We start from the raw sequence: 1,066 nt of genomic DNA, 5'->3' as shown, positions 1-1,066 counted from the left end.
GAAATCAGTTCACTATCTTCTTACACTTTCATTCTTGAAGCTTTATTCTATGCAGCTTCATATTAAATTGGTATAAATTAGTAGAAATGGGAAGACTTACTTTGTCCGTTATAGTTGATGAGTGGTTAAAACAAGCTTTGGCTTATCCCGGAGTGCAGCTACTCGAACTCACCATTCCCATCATTGTTGAGTCAACTAAACTCACAGGTTTTCACCGTGATCCAGCAGATCAAATCATTGTGGCAACTGCGAGGATTTGCGGGTGTCCCTTACTAACTGCTGATGCAAAAATTCTGGCATATCCTGATGTACAGATTCTTCAGTGACAGGTAAAAAATGCCTTAAGACGAATCTTTAGGTTGCGTTAGTCAGTTTGTCGGCATCTATGAGGACTTCTCAAAGCTCGATCGCCCTCTCGAAGCTTTGATTGTGGCCGACATCCCTTGTCATCTATTTAATAGGACTTACCCATGAGGCCCAGAAACCGGGTTTTTTATCCAAATACTTCGTTGTAGCCTGCAAATTCGGTAAAAAACCCCGTTTCTTTAGTCGGAGTGCATCAGTCTTGTCGGATAATGTTTTGGGTGTAACGCAATTGTTCTTTTTCCGAAAGTGCGATCGCCCTTACATCCCCAATTGTCAAAAAGTGCATGAAGCGCAGCTATCCCCTAGGGAATCGCCCCTACATGAATTATTCAAACTAACTCCGACACACTCAGCCGCCATTCTACGGATTAAATTTTTTATCTCTTTTTTTTTGCCTAACACTAATTGATGAGATGAAGACCATGCAGTGACTATATGTAGCGCTGTTTGCTGCTCATTTCGGTCATAAGATAGTTTCATTGTTTTGCCATCAATGGCAATCACGTTTAGTTCTAATTCCCCGATTATCGCATTTACCCAACTCAAAAAATATTCTTGAAACTGCTGCGGTTCACTTCGGGCTAATAAGGAGACTAAACCTGTCATGAGATGGTATACCATTCGGCAGAAGTGTTGAACGCTTATTGATAGGATTCTGAAAATAGACATACGAATCCTATAAAATGCTGATTTCAGCAAT

Annotated in this window: 1 protein-coding gene and 1 pseudogene; one reads left to right on the top strand and one right to left on the bottom strand. The window is 40.7% G+C overall.

What is annotated here, in order from left to right; genetic code table 11:
- Positions 1-101 precede the first annotated feature (101 nt).
- Positions 102-326: a hypothetical protein gene (locus QUB20_RS28540; RefSeq protein ID WP_333251581.1), complete on the top strand. Its 225-nt coding sequence runs from the start codon at positions 102-104 to the stop codon at positions 324-326.
- Between the two features lie 424 nt (positions 327-750).
- Here the strand turns inward: QUB20_RS28540 and QUB20_RS28815 are convergent.
- Positions 751-867 (bottom strand): annotated as a pseudogene (locus QUB20_RS28815) (ISAs1 family transposase); the annotation flags it as partial.
- Between the last annotated feature and the right edge of the window lie 199 nt (positions 868-1,066).

Source organism: Microcoleus sp. B4-C2 (assembly GCF_036705265.1).
In the GTDB taxonomy this organism is placed as follows: Bacteria; Cyanobacteriota; Cyanobacteriia; order Cyanobacteriales; family Microcoleaceae; genus Microcoleus.
Note: the sequence above shows the minus strand (reverse complement) of the source record. Positions and strands in the feature narration are given on the sequence as shown.